Origin of the sequence: Trinickia dabaoshanensis, assembly GCF_002879885.1 — a bacterium.
GTDB classification, from domain to species: domain Bacteria; phylum Pseudomonadota; class Gammaproteobacteria; order Burkholderiales; family Burkholderiaceae; genus Trinickia; species Trinickia dabaoshanensis.
On record NZ_PNYA01000013.1, the window covers coordinates 165,072 to 186,667 of the forward strand.

Consider the following 21,596-nt stretch of genomic DNA (forward strand, 5'->3'; position numbering starts at 1 on the left):
TCGTCGAAACGAGCAAGCGCGCGCAAGCATGCTGCGCGAGATGCGCAACAAAAGATAAAACCGCAGGCCAGCGCACCCGCAGGCGCGTCACCTTTCTTCGCTACTGCCTCAAGCCGCGTCTAAGCGTCCTGCTCCGAGCCAAGATCGCGCTGGTAATCGAGTCCTTCGACACGAGCACCGCCCTGATTGTGCTCGCCGTCCGCGGGCACTCCGGGTGCAGAGCGATTTTGTGCAGACGGATCTTCGGAAGACGGCGAGCGAGCGGGATAACCGCCGCCGTTCTTCGCTTCACGCTTGAGCGCATGGCGCGCGGAGCGCCGTAACGCAGGGTGTCTCATGGAACGATCTCCAGGAGCAGGCCAATGCCCGCGCAAGCAAAGCAATTGCATTTCAAAGTCTAGGACGCGCAGCGCGCGAACGCGCGGTAACAATTGCGTCAGATTTGTAACGGGTACAGCAACGCGACGCTCATGGCTACTGCATCGGAGGAACGTCCCGCGGAACGGGGGTCGGATCGCCGATAGGGGGCAGATCAGGCTCCGGCGGCTCGCGCTCGGGAATCGGGCCCGGCTCAGGCCCAGGCCCGGGCAACGGCGGCTCTTTCGGCGGCGGGATGGGCGGATCAGGCTCGGGAGTATGCAGATGCGATCGCGGCCGCAGCCGGAACGAGACCGAAGCGGGGATGCATGCTCTACGTGATGCGGACATCGAGATGTACCTCGTCAATCAACCCATTGGAATTGGGACGATAGACGAGCAAATCTTCTGCCATGCGCGCGACGCGGCCGGAACCAATACCAACGTCCCGGCCACGCCCGTTACACATCGGAACGATTGCCGAGCGCTTCAGCCGCCGGCCGTGGCCTCGCCCGGCTCGCCGGCCGTATCGCTTTCGCTCGCCGCCGATTTCGCGTCTTCACCGTATTCCACGAGGCGGTTGTATAACGTTTTCAGGCTGATGCCGAGAATTTCGGCGGCGCGTGTCTTGACCCCGCCGCACTGCTCCAGCGTGGCAAGAATGAGTTGGCGATCGGCCGTCGCGAGCGACGTGCCGAACGGGATCGTCACCGCGGTGCCCGTCGAGGGCTTGGACAGCGAGATTTGCAGCGGTACGGCGGCCGTAAGATCGGCGTCCGGAGCCGCCATGATGAACGCGCGCTGGACGTAGTTCTTCAATTCACGCACGTTGCCCGGCCAAGGATAAGACAACATCATGTCCCGCACGGCCGGCGGGAACTGCTTGCGCGAACCGTGCCGCTCGTTGAGTTCCTCGAGGAACGCTTGCGCGAGCAGCCAGACGTCGTTGCCGCGCTCGCGCAGCGGCGGCAGGCTGATCGGAAACACGTTGAGCCGGTGATACAAATCGAGCCGCAGCTTGCCTTCGAGCACGGCTTCTTCCGGGTCGCGGTTCGTGGCCGCGATGACGCGCACGTCCGTCTCGATTTCCTTGGTCGTACCGACCCGCATGAACATCCCGGTTTCCAGCACGCGCAGGAATTTGACCTGCAGCTCGGCCGGCATTTCGGTGATTTCATCGAGAAAAATCGTTCCGCCGCTCGCGCGTTCGAAATAACCCTTGTGCTGGCGGTCCGCGCCCGTGAACGAGCCGCGCTCGTGCCCGAACATCTCCGACTCGATCAGATTCGGCGAAATCGCGCCGCAGTTGACCGCCAGGAACGCGTGCTTGCGCCGCAAGCTGAGTTCATGGATGGTCTGCGCGGCCACTTCCTTGCCCGTGCCGGATTCGCCCACGAGCAGCACGGACGCGGCCGTCGGCGCCACGCGGCCGATCTGGTCGTAGACCGATTGCATGGCCGGCGAACTGCCGAGCATCAAGCCGAACCGCCCCATGCGGCGCAGTTCGCCGCGCAGCGTGCCGATCTGCGCCTTCAGATCGCCCGCGCGCGGCAAACGATCGAGCACGGCCTTGACGCGTTGCATGTTGATCGGCTTGACGAGGTAGTCGGTGGCGCCCATCTTCAGGGCCGTCACGGCCGACTCGACCGTAGCATGGCCGGTGATGACGATGATTTCGACGCCCGAGCGCGGATCGAGGTCCTCGAACAGATCCACGCCGCTACCGTCCGGCAATTGCAGATCGGTGAACACGACGTCGGGCGTCTGGCGTACGAGCTGGATGCGCGCCTCGCGCAGATCGCCGGCCGTCGCGGTCGTCAAGCCGTCGGCGGCGATGATCGATACGAGCGCTTCGCGGGTTTCGGGGTCGTCGTCGACTATCAGCACATGTGGCATCTGTTTTCGCTGGTCTGTGATGAATAACGGTTAGAAACAAAAAAGCGCGAAACGCTCGCGCAGCCCGTCGCGACATTGTGCCTAGGCGCAACGAGTCAAGCGAGCGATTCGGCATACCAATACGGAATCGGCACCGCCGGACCGGCGGCGCCCAAAGCAGCCCAGCGTGGCTTAACCGGCGTCAGCTATGTCCGTGGGGGAAGATCCACGCGTCGCGCGTGCCGCCGATACGCCCCATTGCGCCGTGGCCGGCGCCGTTGGGCACCACGTCGTGCCCGGGGCCGCTATCGGACATCGGCCCGGCAGCGCTGCTGCTCGCAGCCACCGCGCCGCCTTCGCCCTCCCACCGAGTCAGCTCGCCTGCAAGCCGCGCTTGCGCAGCCCGATGTTTTTGCGCCCAGCGCAACGCTAACACGCCGCCAACCGCGACGAGTGCACCAAAAATGCCGATTTTAGGACGAGCCATGAGATCCCCCTAGCATTACTCGCTGCCATCACGAATGCGAGGTAAGGCGGCGCTTGCACACTGCCCGGATGTTATTCCGATCGCCGAGCGCGCGCCAAGTTCCGCTTACCGTCGAATTCGGCCATCCGCAGTTTTCGTGCCCGGGACGAGCGGGCGGCACGCGTGCGCCAAGGTCGCGTAGCATGGTTAAATACTCGTTTGGAACTCGCCACACGCATTGCCGACGAAGGAAGGTCACATCACTTTTTTTTGGGGCGATGACGCCTCTTGGATTTCACTCACATGCCCGAGTCTACCGATATTGAAACGCCAGCCGCGGCGCGGGATCAAGACGCAGCGGCGCGATTCGCCAAGACCCTCGTCCGCGATGCGGCGGGGCTCGAATCGTATGGCATGCTCTACGGCTCCTCGCCGTCGATGCTGGAGTTATACGAGCAGATCGAGCGCGTTGCGTCCACCGATGCAACCGTGCTGGTGGTGGGCGAATCAGGCACCGGCAAGGAACTCGTTGCCCGCACGATCCACGACCGCAGTTCGCGCAAGGACGGTCCCTTCGTCGCCGTCAATTGCGGCGCGATTCCCGACAGCCTGATCGAGGCGGAACTGTTCGGCCACGAACGCGGCAGCTTCACGGGTGCCGTGCAAGGCCGCGCCGGCTACTTCGAACATGCGAACGGCGGCACGCTCTTTCTCGACGAAGTGACGGAGATGATGCCCGTCCGGCAAGTAAAACTGTTGCGCGCGCTCGAAACGGGCACGTTCTATCGCGTGGGCGGCACCGAGTTGCAGCGCAGCGACGTGCGCGTGATCGCCGCGACGAACCGCGATCCGATGGTGGCCGTGAAGGAAAACGGCCTGCGCGAGGATTTGATGTACCGGCTCGCCGTCTTCCCGTTGCGCGCGCCGCCGCTGCGCGAACGCGAAGGCGACCGCGAACTGCTCGCGCAGCACTTCCTAGCGGAACTGAACGCGCAGGAAGGGACGAACAAGGTCTTCAGCAAACGCGCGCGGGAAACGATGCGCACGTATTCGTGGCCGGGCAACGTGCGGGAGCTGAAGAATAGCGTCTACCGCGCGTTCATCCTCGCCGAGAAGACGGTCGAGATCGAGCATCCGCGCCTTGCCGCCCGTTCGAAGAAGGCCGTGACGCAAGGCGACGCGATGAGTATTTGGGTGGGCACGCCGCTCGCCGAAGCGCAGCGGCAGATCATCCTCGGCACGCTGAAACACTGCGGCGGCGATAAACGGCGCGCGGCCAAGGCGCTGGGCGTGAGCCTGAAGACGCTCTACAACCGCCTGGGCGCCTACGAAGACGAGGACGACAGCACAGCGCCCGATGCATGAAAACGAACGCGCCGCACGCGTCCCGATGCCCAGGGACGTGCGCGGCGCGTTGTCGACCGGCAAAGGCAAAGAGGCCTTGCGGCCTGGGCTTTACGACTCCACGTCTTCGAGACTGAAGATTTCGGTTTGGTCGTTATACGAGAAGATCTCGCCATAACGGCCCCAGTTGATGACGGCGTCGAGCGTCTCTTCCGCGGCGCTGTCCGAAAGAAAGTCTTCGAGTTCTTGCTCGAAGCGCACGCGCGGCGCGCGATGACCCGGCCGTTCGTTGAGCACCTTCTTGATCCGGGCCGCAAGCGGTACATGGCGCAGCAGGTGCTCGGCAAACATCATCTTGCGCTCTTGCGTGCCGAACTCCGCGAATACGCGTGCGGGCGGCGTGAGGAAGATGTCGCCCTCGCGCACGTCGGCGAAGCCCAAATGCTGGAGCACTTCGGCGATCGGAAACAGATCGTCCACCTCGAGATGCAGCGAGCGGGCGATTTCCGGCATATCGGCGCGGCCGTGGTAAGGCGGCGCGGCCAGCGTTTCGATCAAACCGGCCATCAAGTTGGTCGACACGCTGGGCAGCCAACTGCCGAGCTCGAGCCCCTTCTTGGTCGCCTCGTCGGTCCGGCGCGCCGTCATCTTCGCGTAGATATCGTCGACCAGCCGTCTGAAGGCCGGGTCCAGCCGGTTGCGCGGATGGGGGAACGGCACTTTGATCTCGGCCAGCACGCGCCCCGGATTCGACGACAGCACCAAAATTCGATCGCACATGAACACCGCTTCCTCGATGTTGTGCGTGACGATCAGCACCGACTTGATCGGCATACGCCGCTGCGTCCAAAGATCGAGCAAGTCGGTACGCAACGTTTCGGCGGTCAGCACATCGAGCGCGGAGAACGGCTCGTCCATCAACAGCAGCGTCGGGTCCACCACGAGCGCGCGGGCGAAACCGACGCGCTGGCGCATCCCGCCCGACAGCTCGCGCGGATACGCGTTTTCGAAACCGTCGAGGCCGATCAAGTCGATGGCGGCCAGGGCACGCTCGCGCCGCTCGCGCGCGCCGACGCCGAGCGCTTCCAACCCCGCCTCTACGTTTTGCAGAACCGTGAGCCAGGGAAACAGCGCGAACGTCTGGAACACCATCGCGACGCCTTCCGCGGGTCCCGAAAGCGGCGCGCCCAAGTAGCTCACTTCACCGGCGGTTGGCTCGATCAGGCCGGCGATGATCCGCAACAGCGTGGATTTGCCCGACCCCGAACGCCCCAACAGCCCGACGATCTCGCCCTCGCGCAGCGCGAGGTTCACATCGTCGAGCACCAGCAATTCGCCTTGCGCCTTCGAAAAACCACGGCACACGCCCTTGACGTTCAGGACTTCCTCGCCCAGGCGCGGGGTGGCTGCGGCGGTGCCCGCGAACGGCGCGGCGCTTAGGTCAGCTTTGGGATTTTGCATTGCGCTTCACTCTTGATTTGAGCACTCGGTCGGCGCGGCCTATCAGGGCCGCGCGCCTTTGACGGCAGGGGTCAATCGAGCCGCAGCTTCGATTCCGCATAGGCGTACAGCGGACGCCACAGCAGCCGGTTGAACAGCGTCACGAACAGCGACATCACGGCGATGCCGAGAATGATCTTCGGGAAATCGCCGACGGCCGTGTATTGCGCGATATAAGCGCCGAGCCCGTGCGCGACGACCTTCTTGTCGCCCCACTGCACGAGCTCGGAGACGATGCTCGCGTTCCATGCGCCGCCCGATGCCGTGATGGCCCCCGTGACGTAGTACGGGAAAATGCCCGGCAGCATCGCCTGACGCCACCATTGCCAGCCGCGAATACGGAAGTTCGTCGCGGCTTCCCGATAGTCGTTGGGATAGGCCGTCGTGCCGGCGATGACGTTGAACAGGATATACCACTGCGTTCCGAGCACGATGAGCGGCGACAGCCAGATATCGGGGTTCAGGTGGAACCGGACGATAACGATCACGAAGGCCGGAAACAGCAAGTTCGCCGGAAACGCCGCGAGGAACTGAGCGAGCGGCTGCACTTTTTCGGCAAGGGCCGGTTTCAGGCCGATCTTCACCCCGATCGGCACCCACAGCAGCGACGAAAGCGCGATCAGCACCACGACGCGAATGAGCGTGAAAAAGCCCAGCGCGAACACATGGCCGACCTCGGAACCTGTCACGCCCGTGCGCACGTAGGCGATGACGCGCCAGCCCACGAAGAGCGTGGCGACGAGCACGAGCAGCGCCCAAACGATATCGCCGGCAAGCGTGCGCTTCGCGCTGCTCGCCACGCGCGGGAACGACACGTTGTCCACACGCGGCAGGCGCAACGGCAAACGCGCGAGCTTGGCGAAGATCCAGCCGGCCGGCACGAGCAGCAAGTGAATGAGCCGCGTGCGGCGCACGAGATCGAGCAACCACGATTCGGGCGCATTGCCCGAGCTCGTCGTCTCCATGCGGAATTTATCGGCCCACGACACGAGCGGCCGGAACATGAGTTGGTCGTACGCGAGGATGACGACCGCCATCGCGACGATGACCCAACCGATCGCGCCGAGATTCTTCTCCGCGATCGCCTGCGCGAGATAGGCGCCGATCCCGGGCAGCGTGATCGTGTTGTTGCCGACCGTGATCGCTTCCGAAGCGACGACGAAGAACCAACTGCCGGACATCGACATCATCATGTTCCAGATGAGTCCCGGCATCGAGAACGGCACCTCCAGCTTCCAGAAACGCTGCCAGGCCGTCAAATGAAAGCCGCGCGAGACTTCGTCCAGATCGCGCGGCACCGTGCGCAGCGACTGGTAGAAGCTGAACGTCATGTTCCAAGCCTGAGCCGTGAAGATCGCGAAGATCGCCGCGAATTCGGCTCCGAGCACACGCGCCGGGAACAGCGCCAGAAAGAACGTGACCGTAAACGAGATGTAGCCGAGCACGGGCACCGATTGCAGGATGTCGAGGATCGGCACGAGCACCATGCCCGCCCGGCGGCTCTTGGCCGCCACGGTTCCGTAGACGAGCGTGAAGACGAGCGAGGCGACGATCGCCGCCAGCATGCGCAGCGTCGTGCGCAGCGCGTACTCGGGCAGCATCGCGGGGTTGAGCGAGATGACCTGCGTCTTGAGCGTCGAAATCGGCGCCATCGTCTGGTGAAAGCCGATCGCCGCCATGGCAATTACGCAGATGATGAGCGGGAATGCGACGAAATCCCAGCGGTTCGGCGCCAAACGCCATGCGGACGCGTTGGCGGTGCGATTCAGATTGAAGCCGAAATCCATTAAGCCCCCTTCACGCCGCGCGGCGAGTAGCAAGCGCGCGCGGACAGGCCGAACGGGCGGCCGGACACCGCCGGCGAACTGGCGCGGCGCGGGACGGCGCAGCGATCCAAGACACGAATGACAGGCATGACGAGCGTATGGTTGCGGTGACGCGTTTCGAGCGCGAATCGTTGATTGTTGAGCCGTGGCGTCCTGGCTGCCGGCCTTACCGCCTTTTCGACGGCACGACACTACTACAACCTTCGTTTCAGGCACAACCGCGCCCGTCACAAAATTCGCGCCTCGCGCCCCGATCCGGGCGACGTCGAACGCGAAATTATGCCCCGAAGCGGTCGTGCGGGAAACCCGGGGGCAGCCGGCCGAAGCCGGTTTCCACCGGAAATCGGCGAACGATCGGTACTTCGGCGAGACCGGGTATGATCGGTTTCTCGTGGCGAATGAACCTACCGATCTACCGGGAGATGCGCATGAAAGGAAATCTGGTCATCGTCTGTCGCGACCAGGACGCGAGCGCCTTCGATCAGCTCATGGCCGAATACGGCGCGTTCCAGACCAGGCTGTCGTCCACCTCGTGGTACCTGAAGCTCGACACGGAGCCCGAAGAAATCCAGGAAGAGATTCTCGCGCGGCTGGGCAAGTACACCACGCACTACATCTTCGAAGCGAACAGCGTCACCTACAACACGGTGGATAGCGAGGCCGCCGCCGCGCTGGACGCCTTGTTCGCCGAATAGCCCGCGTATCGGCCTCGCCCCCGCGGCCGCGAGGCGTTACCAGGCGTTTTCCGATTCTTGGGCGGGACGCGTCGTGGCGGTGAGCGGAAAGGTCATCGTCACGCGCAGACCGCCCTCCGGCGCATTGCCGATATCGCAGACACCGCCTTGGCGCCGCACGAGCCGCTCGACGATCGCTAGGCCCAGCCCGCTATGGCCGTTGCCCCCGCGTGCCGGGTCGAGCCGTACGAACGGCCGGCTTGCGTTGACGAGATCGTCCGGCGCGATGCCGCGGCCATGATCGATGACCGAAAGCGCCCACCCCGCTTGCGTACGCGCCGTCGCGACCACCACGGGCGGCGCGCCGTAGGCGTGGGCGTTGTCGAGCAGGTTCGACAAAATCCGTTCGAGCGTGGCGGTGGGCAACCGAAAGCCCGGGCCGGCCGTCAACTCGGTGCGCACCGCAGGCGCGCCCGGCGCGACCGCGCGATACGTGCGAGCGATGCGCGCGCACTGCTCGTCCACGACGACAGGCTCGCTGCGGTCCGAGCCGTCATGCGCGAAGACGAGGAATTGGTCGACGATGTGGGCGAGCGCGTCCACGTCTCGGACCACGCCGTCGCGCAACTTGGCCTCCTCCATCATCTCCGCGCGCAGGCGCAGCCGCGCGAGCGGCGTCTTCAAGTCGTGGGCCACGCCCGCCAGCATCACGGCGCGGTCCTGCTCGGTGCGCGATACCTCGGTCACCATCTGATTGAAGCCGCGCGTCAGTTCGCGCAACTCGCGCGGACCGCGCTCGGCGAGCGGCGGCACGCTCTGCCCGCGCCCGAAACGCACGACGGCCTGCGCGAGCGCGGTCAGGGGCTGCTGCAGGCGCCATGCCACGAAAAGCGCGCACATGACCGCAAGGCTGAAGATGACGGCGAGCCATTCCAGCATCTGGTCGCGCGGACGCGGCGGATGCAGCGAGGTCATCGGCAGCACGATCCAGTTTTGGTCCGTGGCCTCGTGTACCCAGAGCGTCGGCGGACGGGCCGGCGGTCCGATACGCACGAGCGAGCCCGGCGGCAAGCGGTCGCGTATGTCTTCGAGAAACCGCATCAGCGGCTTGGGCAGGTCCTGCTTGACGGGCGGCACCTCCGGGCTGGCCGGATCGACGAGCCGCACGCGCGAGGGCAACGGCACCGAAGGCGTGCGGGCGACGTGCTGCCGCACCGCATCGATGAGAAACGCCTCCTCTTCGACGGCGTAGCGCGCCTGCGACTGGCTGCGCTCGACGCGTATCAGCACGAACCAAGCGAAGTGAGAAATCAGCAGAACGGCAACGACAAGCAGCGCGAGCCGGCCGAACAGCGAATCAATTGGGCGCCGCATTCGGTTCGCCGTTGGGGACGAAGACATACCCCCGGCCGCGCACGGTTTGGATGAAACGCGGCGTCGAAGGGTCGGATTCGAGGATGCGACGCAGCCGCCAGACTTGGACGTCGATACCGCGATCGGTGCCGTCGTACTCCGGCCCGTGCAGCAATTCGAGCAACCGCTCGCGCGTGAGCGTGCGCATCGGATGGTTCACGAAAATCTTCAGCAACGCGAATTCGCTACCCGAAAGCGTGAGCGGACGCCCTTCCAGGTTCAGCGCACGCGCTTGGAAGTCGAGCTGGAAACGGCCGAACGCGAACGGCTCGCGCAGCTCGGGCGCCGCCGACGGAATCGTCCGGCGCCGGCGCAGCACGGCTTGCACGCGCGCCAAGAGCTCGCGGGGGTTGAACGGCTTGCCGAGGTAGTCGTCGGCACCGAGTTCGAGCCCGACGATGCGGTCCACGTCGTCGGCACGCGCCGTCAGCATGATCACGGGGATATCGTCGCCGGTCGCGCGCAGCTTGCGCAGCGCGGTGAGACCGTCCACGCCCGGCATCATCAGGTCGAGCACGATGAGATCGGGGCGTTCGCGTTCGAGCCGGCGCTCGAGCGTGGCGGCGTCATGCAGCACCGACACCTCGATGCCTTGACGGACCAGGTAGTCGCGCAGGAGATCGCGCAGTTCGGCGTCGTCGTCGACGACGAGAATTTGAGTAGCCATGGCGCAGAGTTTAACGCGAGCCACCCGAGCGAGAGCGTCATAAACGACGGAAAGGGTTACCGAGCGTTACCGCGAAACCGGCACGTAACGACACGTAATGGGCCACCGCCGCCGCGTAACACGCGTCCACGACGCAACGCCTAGCCTGACGGTATGGAGCCCGAGCCTTGCGACGGCTCTTCCCTTTTCGCTTTAGGAGCACCGAATGAAACGACTCTCGCACCTGCTGCCCGCCGCCGCACGCCTGCCGGCCGGGAACCCGCCCTCCCGCCTTGCCCCGCGCTGGTTGGCTGTGACCGCCGCGGCGGTGGCACTGGGCTTCGGCACGGCCTACGCCGCGGAGAACGCCATGGGCCCCGATGCCGACGCGGGCGCGGGCGGCTGGCATCACGCGTGGCATGGCCACCGTCACGACGACGGCACGATGCTCATGAGAGAGCTTGGCAAGTTGCACAACGAACTGAAGCTCACGCTTACGCCCGCGCAGGAGAAACTCTGGCAAAACGCGCTGCAAACGATGACGCAGGCCCGGGACGCCGGACGCGCCGAGCACGAGACGGCGCGCAAACGGTTCGAAGGATTGGCGCAGCAACCCATACTCGATCTGGATGCGATGCACGATGCCCATCAAAAGCTCGCAAACGACGGGCGTGAACGGCGAGAACAGGTGGCGGCGGCTTGGCTCAAGGTGTACGACGGGTTGAGCGCGCAACAAAAGAAGGTCGTCAGCGACGACATCAAAGCGCACTTCTCGCGCATGGCGCACCGCCGCGGTTGGATGATGGGACACGGACACGCCGACGCCGCGGGCGCGTCGACGCCCCAAAGCCAGTAACCCGCCCCCTTCCCTCTAGCGTGCGCCCGCCCTTCGCGCACGCTCTCGTTTGCCGCGCTCCGTTCGGTTCGGGTCGCGGCATTTTTTCGACCTCGGTTGACGTCGCACGGCACGGCGCTGGGCGAGTGCGCTCGCCCGTTCGTGCGAACGCGGGTTCTTCGCAGTAGCGCCCCAGCCGGCTTCAGGTAAAATACCGCGCTTTTCCGGCTAGGCGTCGCTTTCCCTGGATCGGCGTTCGTTGCGCCGAGGCGCATTGGCGCTCGGGCGACGGCCGGCGCGAACCATAGCGGGATTCGGCCCATCGTCGCTCGCTGCGATCGCGGGCGCTGGCCCCAATATTGGCCGCACGCCATTTTGGCCGCTTAGTATTTCGTTTCGCGGTGCGCCACCATGCCCGCGCGCCATCAAGGACTGCACTTCCAACCATGTTTCTTCAAGGCTACGGCCCGCTGATCCTCGCCGGCACTTGGCAGACCGTCAAGCTCTCGCTGCTGTCGCTCGCGCTGGCCTTCGTGCTGGGCCTCGTCGGCGCAGCGGCGAAGCTTTCGAAAAACCGTCTGTCGAGCGGCATCGGCACGGTGTACACCACGCTCGTGCGCGGCGTGCCCGATCTCGTGTTGATGCTCCTGCTGTTCTACAGCATCCAGATTTGGCTGAACAACCTGACCGATCTGGTGGGCTGGGACGAAATCGATATCGACCCGTTCGTGGCCGGCGTCATCGTGCTCGGGTTCATTTACGGGGCGTATTTCACCGAAACGTTCCGGGGTGCGTTTCTTTCCGTGCCGCGCGGGCAGCTCGAAGCGGGTGCCGCTTACGGCATGACGAGCTGGCAGACGTTCTCGCGAATCATGTTTCCGCAGATGATGCGTTTCGCGCTGCCGGGGATCGGCAACAACTGGCAAGTGATGGTCAAGGCCACCGCGCTGGTGTCGATCATCGGCCTGGCCGATGTGGTCAAGGCCTCCCAGGACGCCGGCAAAGGCACGTTGCGCTTTTTCTTTTTCACGTTGATCGCGGGTGCGATCTATCTCGCGATCACGACGATTTCGAATGTCGTACTGCTTTGGCTCGAGAAGCGGTATTCGATCGGCGTGCGTAAAGCCGAGCTATAAGGTCAGTCCAACCCCACCATGATCGAGCTGATTCACGACTACTGGCGCAATTACCTTTTCACCGACGGCTATCAGACGACCGGCCTTGCCATCACCATGTGGCTGCTCGTCGTATCGATCGGCATCGGCTTTTGTTTGTCGGTGCCGCTTGCGTGCGCGCGGGTTTCGCGGAACAAGGCCGTTTCGGGCGCTGTTTGGCTCTACACGTATATTTTTCGCGGGACACCGCTCTACGTGCAGTTGCTGCTCTGCTACACGGGTCTGTATAGCCTCGAGGTGGTGCGCAATCACGAATTGTTGAATGCGTTCTTCCGGCAAGGGATGAACTGCACGCTGCTCGCGTTCACGCTCAATACCTGCGCTTACACGACCGAGATTTTCGCCGGCGCCATCAAGGCGACGGCGTACGGCGAAATCGAAGCGGCGCGCGCCTACGGAATGTCGACGTTCACGCTGTACCGGCGCGTGATTCTGCCCTCCGCGCTGCGGCGCGCGTTGCCGCTCTATAGCAATGAAGTCATTTTGATGCTGCATGCGACGACCGTCGCATTTACGGCCACCGTACCCGACATTTTGAAGATAGCGCGCGACGTCAATTCGGCGACCTACATGTCGTTCCAGGCGTTCGGCATCGCGGCGCTACTGTATCTCGGCATCTCGTTCGCGCTCGTCGCGCTGTTTCGCCGCGCCGAGAGGCGCTGGCTCGCCTACCTGCGCCCGCAAGGCAAGTAACTCATGCACAAGCTTTTCATCGACGATCTGCACAAGCACTACGGCAGTAACGAAGTTCTCAAGGGCGTTTCCTTGAAGGCCAACGCCGGCGACGTGATCAGCGTCATCGGCTCGTCGGGCTCGGGCAAGAGCACGATGCTTCGCTGCATCAACTTCCTCGAACAACCTAGCGCGGGGCGGATTTTCGTCGACGGCGAAGAGGTGCGCACGGCTAAGGACAAGGGCGGCGGGCTGCGCGTATCCGATCAAAAGCAATTGCAGCGGATCCGTACGAAACTCTCGATGGTGTTCCAGCACTTCAACCTCTGGGCGCATATGAACGTGCTCGAGAACGTGGTGGAGGCGCCCGTGCACGTGCTCGGCATGGCGCGCAAGGAAGCCGAGGAGCGTGCGCGCATGTACCTCGAGAAAGTGGGACTCGCGCCGAGGCTCGAGAAGCAGTACCCGTCGCATTTGTCCGGCGGACAGCAACAGCGTGTGGCGATCGCGCGTGCGCTCGCGATGAACCCCGATGTGATGCTGTTCGACGAACCGACCTCCGCGCTCGATCCGGAGCTCGTCGGCGAGGTGCTCAAGGTCATGCAGAAGCTGGCCGAGGAAGGACGGACCATGATCGTCGTCACGCACGAGATGGGATTCGCGCGCAATGTGTCGAATCACGTCATGTTCCTGCACCAGGGGCGCGTGGAAGAGCAAGGCGCGCCGCAAGAGGTGTTCGGCAATACGAAGAGCGAGCGGCTGCGGCAGTTTCTGGCGGGGAGTTTGAAGTAAGGAACGCAGCTACAGGAGGCTCTGCTGAAGTGGCTGCCGATGCTCGATCACCTCGACAATCATCGACTCGGTAACGAGCTTCCCGCCTTCGATTGTCTGCACCTGGCGTAAATCGACCAGAAGCACGTCACCCTTACCAAAGCGTTCGCCGGCGTCGATCTTCGCGAGAAACCGCTTGTCTTCGATCGCGACGTAGTACGTGGCGTTGCCGTCGCTCACTCGCCACTTGTTGCCGTCTTTGAACGTCAGAGACTCGATCTGCAAGAGCTTTCGAGCCGTTGCGTCGGATACGACTTCCGCATCGGCATCGCTCACGCGGGCGCTGAAAGACGGCAGGTCTTCTGTGTGGAGATCGAGCACCTTTTGACCATTCATGACGATGCCAAAGTCGTCGATTCCATCGCGCTCGAGAGGGGAGACCACCTTTTCCAAGCTGCTGCGCACGACGCTGTTGCGATACAGTCGAACGACGTCGCGCTCAACTTCAACCGTTTCGGTCTGATTGATCCAAACGCGCGCGATATCGCCTTTCTGTTCGATCCTGACCGGCTTGCGCCCTGCCAGGCGGAGCAAAAGCTGAATAAGCCCATAACCGGAACTAACGGTCATGCCAATCAGCGCGAGGATTCCACCAGCGTTCGAAATAGCCGCTGCGCTCGTGCCGGAAAAGATATCCCTCAGTTGCGAAACCAAGTGCTGCGTCGCAACCAAATCAACGCCGAACGATCCCGCCTTAAAGCTTGCATTGACTTGCACGCGGACATCGGCCGCGTCACCGTTGACTTCCTTGTTGACGGCGGCAAAGAGATCAGCGAAGGCGACGAGTGCAGGCGCAAGGTCGCGAACGTCCATCCGATGCTCTTCGAGAGCCGGACCGTCGTACACGACATGGAAGCGCTCGTGGTTTGCCATTTCCATAGTTTACCGCGTGATGTAAGTTCGAGGTTTAGCGTTATAGCGATGATGCGGTCATAGCCCTGGCTCAGCCGGGTGCGACCCACAAAAATCCGCTGAGCATCGGGCGGCAGCGCAACGTTCAATGATCGGCGACTGAACGGCGGATCGTGACGGCTGGCGATGAATTTCAGACGACGTCCGGCGCATCTCGCGAGGCGGCAATCAGCCGACCAACGTCACTTGCATCCGATGGTGGTAGCGGAGATCGGCCGCACGCTTCGTCCATCGCCACTCAAAGCGAACGCCCTCTCGCGGCATTCGGACGGGCGATCGGCAGATCCGTCGACTCGGTATCGGACGACGAACATCGCGCTGTCAGGATGCGCCAGCAGATCGGTGATGCAGGTCCGACCGTTCCGCGTTTTCGGAAGCTCGCCGTCCGCCGTCGTTCCGCGCCGATCCTTCCTTATGTCGTATATCGTACAGTTACCACCAAGTTGAGTCTGCGCACACTCGGTCAGCAACTGGACAACAGAGCCGGCGAAGTTCGTGAGCTCGCGCCCCTCGGCGTGGCCAGCCAGAGAAAACATTGCAGCCACTAGGCTGACCGCCCGTTTGACTTGTATCGAAGCCATTATCTTCACAGCTTTCATTCATATCAAGGTCAATTTTGCCCACCGGATATGCCGAAACCGTTGGGCTGCAAGCGATGCGACCGCACCCACCCGATGACGGCCTTTTTATCCGCTTTTGGAAAATAGACAACCGACGTGAATCCATTGTATTCGGAATAAGCGTCAACAGTATCTCCAGTGACGATGAATATGCCCTCCATCTTGCACGAGAAGTCCGGGGCGGAGTAAAACTGTAGCCGGCCGCCTCCCGTTACCACTCTACCGGCATCATCACCAGGGATGAACAAGCCGTTTTGGGATGCGAACGCCGCTAGCGCATCGCATTTGGTAGCTGCAATCACTCCATGGCACGCGAGCGAAATGGCCACCAAGCCGATCCATTGATATTTCCCCATCGCTCTCATCATTGCAAAGCGCAATGCTTCGACGTCGATCGATATATGACACGACACATCTTGATTACCCGCCTCTTTTTTTTCAGGACGTATTTTTTTCCATCGAATCTATAAAGAACGAAAGCAGTTCGTCCGGCAGTGCCGCTGCCGATTTTTACGCTGCGCATTCCGTTTCTCTCATCACCAAGCACATCGACCGAATAGCCTCCAATACTCAGCAGAACTGAAGCAACTCCCTCTGAAACGCGGATCAACCAAATTGGCCCCAACGCAGCACCCCAGCCACAAGCGTCTGCAGTGGTTATGAAGTAAGTCGTGACGGTCGGCACGCTGGATAGCGAAATCTTTTCACCAACCATCTTGCACGATAAACTTCTAAATGCATCAAAAGAGGGGTCATTGTATACGACAGAGGTAGCAACATTACTTACGCCGTGGAGACTCTCATCTTGAACCGTTGAAGCAAAAGCAACTGAGGCGGCGCAAATCGCCGTGCCGACAATCAAAAATAACATAAAATAAATTCGCCCCATTGCCTCACCCCAAAGCATCAGCGCAAATATTATTCATAAATAAATCGTATTTCGGAATAACCTCGGCCTCCGATATCGCTCGAGCACCATATGCGAGAACGAAATAATCTTCTTTCGGCGACTCTTCCTTACGTCGTATATCGTGCAGTTGCTACCATGTTGCGACTTCGCACACTCGGTCAGCAACTGGACATCAGAGTCGGCGAAGTTCGTGATTTCACGCACCTCGGCTTGACCAGCGAGGGGAAATATAGCGACTACCAGGCTGGCCAGCAATCCTACTTGTATCGAACCCATGACCCTCTCAAGGATCCATATATGGAGTATGGTGCCCCACGAAGCGGTCGCCCGCTAGAAAAAAGCAAAAATTACCATTTTCGATCATGCGATGGACAATAATTGCACCGGAAATGCATACCTTGTTCGAATGGAGATTGTATTTCAATTTTCCAGCATTTTTCGCATACCCTTCCGCATCAGTCACGCCTGAATAGCCATCGATAGGCACCGGATATACCACCCCGGTTGTGACATCTATCGCAACGAGAGAATGCTGAAAAAATGCTGGCAATCCTTCCGGGATTGAAAGGAGAATGTATTTTTCGCCAAAATCTGGCTCGCGCACGGCAATTGCACTCTTAATCGCGGTCAAATGCTTTTCATCGCAAAAATCTACACTCGAAAATTGAAACGAGCACTCATCCCTTGGATAAGCAATTTGCACGCTGTTGTATGGATGATTCTCCGTTGAAGTAGAATTTTCACCGTAAGCACAACCGAATTCAAAAACACAGAACGCAAGCAATCCTAAAACGAGTTTTTTCATAAAGCACCATTTGACCGCATTTGCTCGACCTCTTCCAGCACTGCGCGCAATTTATTAGTTGATTTCATATTGGCACCATTTTGCCCCGGCTGCTCATAATATGACATCGTTCCATCTGACACTGTACCGCCATAGTCTTTACTAATTCTGAGGCCTTTCGGCACGGCAATCGAAGCCCACTGTCTAGCTGCGGCGTACTGTGCATCATCGACAGAGCCATAGCCCTTCTTCACAAAATTCGACAAACCCGGCGTTTGATCAAACAAGAAATCCCTGTACACGCGCTCCTGCATCTGCTCATCATATTTTTCGTCGCCATTCAGACCTAATGCATTTTTTGCGGCAGCGAGCGTGGGTATGATCGTCTCATATTTCCCGGTTGTATACATACGGCCATGATCCTCCGGTGGCAGTGAGACTGACGCGAGTATTTCATTAATAGTCTTCCCGGTGACCGTCCCGTGAGGGGCGCGGAACTGCGCGAATACCACCTTGCCGTGTTTGCCACGAGTTCCCGTATTGTATGACTCGTAGGTACCTTCCCCGAGCGATATGACGTCTCCAATTTTTTGAATTAGCGCATCGAGGCTGCTGCAAGGAGAGTAGAAATTCGCGATCACCCCCACCGGATGAAAATGATAAACCGCCGCATCCCGCGGCAAGTCCTTCATCCCGTTCTTCACCTTGTCCCACCACCGCAGCTTCTCGATGCGCTCGAGCTCGCCTTGCCAAATGTACTTACGCTCCTTCATCAACGAAGACAGCGATTCCCACTTGCTGAGATCCCCACCCCATTCGCTTTCGTAGCGAACGACGAGATGCGACATCGCCTGCGCCACCCATCTCGTGCTCTGCGCGCGTGCCAGCTCGCTGCCCGTCACTTTCCCGTCCTTGTTCCCCAAGCGATCGACGACCTTCTCCAGCCGTTGTATCAACGCACTCCCGTTCGCGCTCAGCGCGCTGGGCTCGAATGAATCTTTATCTCCATCGAAGAGAAGCTCCTGAACGTACAGGAATCGCTTGAACGAATCGATCAGCGGCACGCTCGTGTTGTCGATCAACTCGAACCCGGGCCATTCCCAGGCGCTTCGCTTGCGAACGAGATCGTGCCCGGTATCGCACACCCAGCCCTCGCGGCTGTTCCCCTCCGCCGTGCCCACCGTCACCTTCCACCAATGGGCGTGCTTATCGTCCTGCACCTTGGCATCCGCCCCGCGCTTATCCAATTCGCCAAGCGAATAGACCTCGTCGAATCCCGCCGCCGGCGCTTTCGCGTTCGCGACCTGCAGCGGAAAATCGCTCCATGCTTTGAACTCCGCGGGCGCAGCTCGGCCAGCCATCGCGCGCTCGACCCACACGGGCGAACCTTGGCTCGTCTCATGCGGCACAACCTTCGCATGCTTCGGATGCGGCGCATGCCCATGAGCCGCATGTTGCGGCGCCGGGGCCGGCATCTCGACCAACGTCGGCTGCACCTTGACCCACGGGCCCTCCCCCGCCTCCTTGGAAATAGGCTTGAGCACCAGCCCTTTGGCAATCGACGATTTGGGTTCAGCCACATCGACGAGCTTTGCACCGACGGCTATTTCAAGGAACGATTTTTGGTCGCCGAGTTGCTGAGCCCGCGCCTGACTCTTCTTAATGAACGCAGGCAGATCCGGACCAGCAAAGACTTCCATGTGCATCAACGGCCGCTGCCGCGTGGGCGGTACCTTGGACGCCTCGCGATACCTTTGATATTCGCCCAGGTATCCCAGGACGGAACCCGCCGCCACCGGGTATGGGGTGTCGAGGACGAAGATCGCATCGCGTGGATTGGGATCGATCAGCAGATCGAGCTGATCGATTTTCATCCAACCGGTGGACACGCGAGTATCGACCGGGTCTCCGATCGTGAGACCAACAGGATCGCCCTTGAGTACTTTTGTAATCTGCGCCCAGCCTTTATCCTTCGCAGAAACGGGGCCTAGCCGCACCTCGCTTCCCTGCGGCAGCAATCCAATCGCTTCGCCGTTCGCCGCGAGATAGACGAGCGCTCCCTTGGCGGCCACCTGCTTCGCCTTCTGCTTCCCTGGCGCGGACTGCTGATCGAAGAAACGAAACTTCTCCGGCCAACTCGTGCCCGCCGGGAACTGCACCGGATCGAGCCATTCGAGCGTCGGCGTAGTGAACGACGTGCTTTCGTTATCTGGCGCGTCGAGCCGCATCGACTCCGGTAACGAAAAATCGAACACAGTCGGCTCCAACTGCGCGTCGGTAGCGCCCGCCCCCGCGCGATAGCGCTTCTCCCCCTTCCAATACGGCATGCACTTGATCACGGATGGCGTGGCAGTGCCGGGGGTGAAGGCATCGATCGCATCCTTATAGCCTTGCCAATCGAGCAAATGCATATAGAGGCTAAAGAACGTCAGCGTTTCATCGCCAGGCGCCGACGCCGCCGTTGGCGTGGACGCCCCGCTGGCAGCCGCCGGCACGGTCGGGCTCGCTGATGCACTTGGCGCACTCGATACAGCGGTCGCGCTGGATGCCTGGCTACTCTTGGCCGTGTCGCGCGAAGGGGCCGGAGGCAACTGCAGCTTGTGCCTAACGAGAACGAACCCCGTGGAGTACATGCAGCTCTTGCCGTCCGCGTACTTCAGCACCGGATACTGGGAATCGAGTCGATACGCTACCACCTCCCCGTCGGCGATCGCCCGCACGCCGTTCTCCTGCTTCAGGATGTGCCCGGTATTCGTGTCGAAATGAATTCCACCATGCCAAATGCCGTTCGCACCCAGCGGATAAAACCCATCCTCGGCGTTGCTGAGCGCCTCGAAATAGGAGTGCGCGTCGTTGCCGTCTTTGTCCGAAGGAGTCGTAAACGGGTAACTCCACTTCAACGGCACATAAGCCGGCGCCGGCGGCTGCTGCGGCTCGGATGGCTTTGCTGAAGCGCTCTTGTGCGCTTGATGATGGGTCTTCGTCGTGCTCATGACTCTTCTTCAATCTTCTCGTTAGCAGGTAGGTCCTTTGACACTGCCGTTGCGGTGCGACGACCCGGCGCGATCAGCTAGCCGAATCGGCTAACCGGAAAAGTCGATCGATCGCCCTGTCTTCATCGCGCCCTGGCCTTCGACGCCATGCATCTGATAATCCCCACTCACCGGCCCCGCAAACACGCGCTTCGCCCCCTTGACGTCGATCGTCCCCGGCGCATGCATTTCGATGTTCCCGTCTTTAATCCGGATATATGCCCCGCCCGACGTCAGCAAGACTTCTCGCTTGCCCGCCATCTCGATCACGTCGGCAACGGAAATGAGCTTGACGCTTTTTTGAGCCTGCATCTCGATGCCGTCGGCGTGCGCCTGCACCTCGACTTTGCCTTTTGCAGCGAACAGTTTCATCCCCGCGTTTTGCACGAAAAGGCTGAGCTTCTCGCCGATCGAAGCGATCAATGACTTCCCGCTTGCAATATGCGTACTGCCGCCGCTGACAACGTTGACGTGCCGGTCCGCGGAAACCTGCGCCGACTGCTGTGTCGACAAGGCAATGCCGGCCGGACTGGCCATCAACATGACCGGCTCCGCAAATCCATTCGCGTTGCCCGTGCCGCCGCCCGCCGTCCTTCCAGCCCCGGACGCGTCACCCGCCATACTCTTCCGAGTCGCATCGGTGAACGCCTTCAGCGCGTCATAGCCGTCCTTCAGATTTTCCGCTTGGTGCGCTGCGCTCGCATCCGATAGCGCTTCGACGATGCTCTCGGCATTCACGAGCTGCGCACTCGCTTGCCGCACATCCATCGGCTGCTTAGTCGAAGTCGGATAACTCGAGACATAAAGACCCTGCTCCGCCCGAATCGCCCCATAGGCACTCGACTTCAAATCGAAGCCGCTACCGAGATACGCACCACGCGAATTCCCGGTGTGCTCGATGAGGTAACCAAGATGGAGGTGAGAGTCGGCGCTCGTCGAGTAAAGATGGACGCGGTTCTGTCCTGTCGCATCGTCCATCACGAGTTGATTGAAGCCGCTCCCGGCGTATTCCTTTGAGCGAATCCCCGACAACAATCCGTTCGAATGCCAGACCGGCGGAGTCGGCCCGCCATGCATCCGGCCCACGATCACGGGCCGATCGCAATCGCCACCCATGAAGCCGACGACGACCTCGTCGCCTTTACGTAAGGGAAAGTGACCGCCGCGCCTCGATCCGGCGTCCGCAAACGCGGCACGAACCCAGACCGATGCGCGCTCGTCACCCTGGTTGCGCCTATTCCACGGGAACCACACCTTCACGCGGTTGAGCGCATCCGTATAGATTTCTTCGCTCTCGGGCCCGGCGACGATCCCGGTCTGCAATTGCATCACAGGCTTGCGATGTTCCAATGGACTGCGAAACGGCGTGCGACGCCGCTGGGCTTCGATTTCCACTTGAAAGAAGCCTTCGCTGCCATCGGGATGCCGCACTTTGACACCCCCGGCGTCCGCGTGCATCGCTCGACGCACCTGTCCGCTCAAGCTTTCGGAGAAATCGACGAGTTCGTCGATACCCGGCAGGTTGTTGCGAATCGTCCAGCGCGTTTCGAGGATCGCAAACTGCCGATCTTGTTCGGGTTCCTTATCGTGGACGGGATGCCCCGCGAGCGTGAACCAACGCCCAGGCACCGCCGAGCGCAAGCTGCCGATTCCATGGAAGCGCTTCATCTGCGATTCCCATGCCTCGAGGCGCACCCTCGCTTGCTGTTCGCCCCGGTCCCGCC

Annotated in this window: 19 protein-coding genes; 6 read left to right on the forward strand and 13 right to left on the reverse strand. The window is 61.5% G+C overall.

What is annotated here, in order from left to right; genetic code table 11:
- Positions 1-119 precede the first annotated feature (119 nt).
- The 3 genes from C0Z18_RS16130 to C0Z18_RS16145 all read right to left on the reverse strand — a co-directional run bounded on the left by C0Z18_RS16130 (position 120) and on the right by C0Z18_RS16145 (position 2,719).
- Positions 120-338 carry a hypothetical protein gene (locus C0Z18_RS16130; protein ID WP_102646402.1) on the reverse strand — a complete coding sequence of 73 codons (219 nt, stop codon included), beginning with the start codon at positions 336-338 and terminating at the stop codon, positions 120-122.
- A gap of 508 nt (positions 339-846) precedes the next feature.
- Positions 847-2,253 (reverse strand): sigma-54-dependent transcriptional regulator, encoded by a 1,407-nt coding sequence (locus C0Z18_RS16140; protein WP_102646403.1) that lies wholly within the window; start codon positions 2,251-2,253, stop codon positions 847-849.
- A gap of 181 nt (positions 2,254-2,434) precedes the next feature.
- Positions 2,435-2,719, reverse strand: a complete 285-nt coding sequence (locus C0Z18_RS16145; RefSeq protein ID WP_102646404.1) for a hypothetical protein — start codon at positions 2,717-2,719, stop codon at positions 2,435-2,437.
- Between the two features lie 282 nt (positions 2,720-3,001).
- On the opposite strand from C0Z18_RS16145, the gene C0Z18_RS16150 reads away from it, so the two are divergent.
- On the forward strand, positions 3,002-4,063 hold the full coding sequence (locus tag C0Z18_RS16150) for a sigma-54 interaction domain-containing protein (protein ID WP_102646405.1): 1,062 nt from the start codon (positions 3,002-3,004) through the stop codon (positions 4,061-4,063).
- A 90-nt stretch (positions 4,064-4,153) separates the two neighbouring features.
- Here C0Z18_RS16150 and C0Z18_RS16155 read toward each other — a convergent pair whose 3' ends face one another.
- The gene (locus C0Z18_RS16155) at positions 4,154-5,503 is read right to left on the reverse strand and encodes an ABC transporter ATP-binding protein (protein WP_102646406.1); all 1,350 of its coding nucleotides are present in this window, start codon (positions 5,501-5,503) and stop codon (positions 4,154-4,156) included.
- A 71-nt stretch (positions 5,504-5,574) separates the two neighbouring features.
- On the reverse strand, positions 5,575-7,329 hold the full coding sequence (locus C0Z18_RS16160) for an ABC transporter permease (protein ID WP_102646407.1): 1,755 nt from the start codon (positions 7,327-7,329) through the stop codon (positions 5,575-5,577).
- Positions 7,330-7,796: 467 nt separating this feature from the next.
- Here C0Z18_RS16160 and C0Z18_RS16165 point away from each other — a divergent pair, with 467 nt between their 5' ends.
- Positions 7,797-8,063, forward strand: a complete 267-nt coding sequence (locus C0Z18_RS16165; RefSeq protein ID WP_102646448.1) for a double-stranded DNA-specific endonuclease — start codon at positions 7,797-7,799, stop codon at positions 8,061-8,063.
- 36 nt (positions 8,064-8,099) lie between these two features.
- On the opposite strand, the gene C0Z18_RS16170 is transcribed toward C0Z18_RS16165, so the two are convergent.
- Together C0Z18_RS16170 and C0Z18_RS16175 are read right to left on the reverse strand one after the other, a co-directional pair.
- Entirely contained in the window at positions 8,100-9,416 is a 1,317-nt protein-coding gene (locus C0Z18_RS16170; RefSeq protein ID WP_102646408.1) for an ATP-binding protein, read from the reverse strand.
- Positions 9,400-10,122, reverse strand: a complete 723-nt coding sequence (locus C0Z18_RS16175; RefSeq protein WP_102646409.1) for a response regulator — start codon at positions 10,120-10,122, stop codon at positions 9,400-9,402. The genes C0Z18_RS16170 and C0Z18_RS16175 overlap by 17 nt, the downstream gene beginning before the upstream one ends.
- A gap of 205 nt (positions 10,123-10,327) precedes the next feature.
- Between C0Z18_RS16175 and C0Z18_RS16180 the strand changes: the two genes are divergently transcribed.
- The 4 genes from C0Z18_RS16180 to C0Z18_RS16195 all read left to right on the forward strand — a co-directional run bounded on the left by C0Z18_RS16180 (position 10,328) and on the right by C0Z18_RS16195 (position 13,575).
- A complete protein-coding gene (locus tag C0Z18_RS16180) occupies positions 10,328-10,957 on the forward strand; it encodes a periplasmic heavy metal sensor (protein WP_102646410.1) in 630 nt (209 codons plus the stop codon).
- A 425-nt stretch (positions 10,958-11,382) separates the two neighbouring features.
- Positions 11,383-12,072 carry an ABC transporter permease gene (locus C0Z18_RS16185; protein WP_102646411.1) on the forward strand — a complete coding sequence of 230 codons (690 nt, stop codon included), beginning with the start codon at positions 11,383-11,385 and terminating at the stop codon, positions 12,070-12,072.
- An 18-nt stretch (positions 12,073-12,090) separates the two neighbouring features.
- Positions 12,091-12,804 carry an ABC transporter permease gene (locus C0Z18_RS16190; RefSeq protein ID WP_102646412.1) on the forward strand — a complete coding sequence of 238 codons (714 nt, stop codon included), beginning with the start codon at positions 12,091-12,093 and terminating at the stop codon, positions 12,802-12,804.
- Positions 12,805-12,807: 3 nt separating this feature from the next.
- Positions 12,808-13,575: an ABC transporter ATP-binding protein gene (locus C0Z18_RS16195; RefSeq protein ID WP_102646413.1), complete on the forward strand. Its 768-nt coding sequence runs from the start codon at positions 12,808-12,810 to the stop codon at positions 13,573-13,575.
- Between the two features lie 9 nt (positions 13,576-13,584).
- Here C0Z18_RS16195 and C0Z18_RS16200 read toward each other — a convergent pair whose 3' ends face one another.
- From C0Z18_RS16200 to C0Z18_RS16230, 6 genes are all read right to left on the reverse strand, one after another.
- Positions 13,585-14,493 carry a hypothetical protein gene (locus C0Z18_RS16200; RefSeq protein ID WP_233217326.1) on the reverse strand — a complete coding sequence of 303 codons (909 nt, stop codon included), beginning with the start codon at positions 14,491-14,493 and terminating at the stop codon, positions 13,585-13,587.
- A 643-nt stretch (positions 14,494-15,136) separates the two neighbouring features.
- The gene (locus C0Z18_RS16210) at positions 15,137-15,514 is read right to left on the reverse strand and encodes a hypothetical protein (protein ID WP_102646415.1); all 378 of its coding nucleotides are present in this window, start codon (positions 15,512-15,514) and stop codon (positions 15,137-15,139) included.
- Positions 15,511-16,035, reverse strand: a complete 525-nt coding sequence (locus C0Z18_RS32720) for a hypothetical protein (protein ID WP_146014021.1) — start codon at positions 16,033-16,035, stop codon at positions 15,511-15,513. Before C0Z18_RS32720 ends, C0Z18_RS16210 begins: the two co-directional genes overlap by 4 nt.
- Positions 16,036-16,339: 304 nt before the next feature.
- Positions 16,340-16,861: a hypothetical protein gene (locus C0Z18_RS33510; protein ID WP_233217327.1), complete on the reverse strand. Its 522-nt coding sequence runs from the start codon at positions 16,859-16,861 to the stop codon at positions 16,340-16,342.
- Positions 16,858-19,833 (reverse strand): hypothetical protein, encoded by a 2,976-nt coding sequence (locus C0Z18_RS16225; protein ID WP_102646418.1) that lies wholly within the window; start codon positions 19,831-19,833, stop codon positions 16,858-16,860. The genes C0Z18_RS33510 and C0Z18_RS16225 overlap by 4 nt, the downstream gene beginning before the upstream one ends.
- Before the next feature lie 90 nt (positions 19,834-19,923).
- Positions 19,924-21,596, reverse strand: a 1,673-nt coding sequence (locus tag C0Z18_RS16230) for a DUF2345 domain-containing protein (protein ID WP_102646450.1), incomplete at its 5' end; no start/stop codon positions are given.